The organism is Cognatilysobacter lacus (assembly GCF_008274655.1).
Classification (GTDB): Bacteria; Pseudomonadota; Gammaproteobacteria; order Xanthomonadales; family Xanthomonadaceae; genus Cognatilysobacter; species Cognatilysobacter lacus.
This window is the reverse complement of the sequence record NZ_VTRV01000281.1, coordinates 1-887: the sequence shown is the minus strand read 5'-3', so window position 1 is coordinate 887 and position 887 is coordinate 1. Positions and strand designations below refer to the sequence as shown.

The following is an 887-nucleotide window of genomic DNA, read 5'->3' as shown; positions in this document are numbered from 1 at the left end:
CGCGTCGCGCACACCCGGCACGCCGCGCACGCGCGCGAGCGCCGACGGCGGCAGGTTGGTGGTCTGCTCGACGGCCTCTACGGCCGGGTCCATCACCCACACGTCGACCTGCGGGTGTTCCGACACCAGCCCGTAGCCGTGCGTCATGAAGCCGCAGAAGAACGACGCCGCGAACGTCACCAGGAACGAGGTGAACGCGAGGCCGAACACCAGCCCGGCGAACTTCGCGCGGTCGGCGGCCAGCATGCGCAGCGCGACACGCCACATCAGCGTGCGGCCGGCGGCGTCGCGATGTAGGCGTCCATCTGCTGGCCCAGGTACACCGGCAGGTCGCCGCGCGGAAAGCTGTAGACGAACTGCAGCACGCGAAGGTCCGGGCGTTCGGTGCCCTGGCCGGTGAGCACGGGCTTGGGCGTCACGTAGGGCTCGACGTATTCGAAATGCAGCGGGATCCGCAGCCGCGGTTGGCCGCGTATTACGCCGACCGCGGCGGCACCCGGCCGCACGCGCCAGGCGTCGGTCTCGTCGATGTCCACGCGCAGGTAGAGGCGGTCATCGTCGCCCATCAGGATCGGCGGCGGGCCGCGCCGCCGGAGTCGATCGGCGCGCGCCCGGTCGCCGCCCTTTTCGTCGGCTGCGTGGCCGATACCTACGAGGCTTCGACCCGCGCGTCGCTGGCCGTGCTCATGGACGCCTGCGGGATCCAGCTGCAGACACCAGCCGGCCAGGGGTGCTGCGGCGCCGTGCATGCGCATTCCGGCAACGCGAGTGGCGCGGCTGCGCTGGCAACGCGCAATGCGAGGGCGTTCGAGGGCGCGACGCAGGTGGTGACGCTCGCCACCGGCTGCCACGCCGCCGTGAACGACGCGCTCGCGCCGCGCGTCCCG

General features: G+C 72.4%; 2 protein-coding genes and 1 pseudogene. 1 reads left to right on the top strand and 2 read right to left on the bottom strand.

The genetic code is table 11. The features are described 5' to 3' along the window. Together FW784_RS14080 and FW784_RS14075 are read right to left on the bottom strand one after the other, a co-directional pair. Window positions 1-267, bottom strand: a pseudogene (locus FW784_RS14080) (ABC transporter permease); the annotation flags it as partial. Next, entirely contained in the window at window positions 267-566 is a 300-nt protein-coding gene (locus tag FW784_RS14075) for an HlyD family secretion protein (RefSeq protein ID WP_187770850.1), read from the bottom strand. The gene FW784_RS14075 and the pseudogene FW784_RS14080, both read right to left, overlap by 1 nt. On the opposite strand from FW784_RS14075, the gene FW784_RS14835 reads away from it, so the two are divergent. Next, window positions 465-887: heterodisulfide reductase-related iron-sulfur binding cluster (locus FW784_RS14835; protein WP_268890921.1), on the top strand; the 423-nt coding region annotated here is incomplete at its 3' end. The genes FW784_RS14075 and FW784_RS14835 overlap by 102 nt on opposite strands.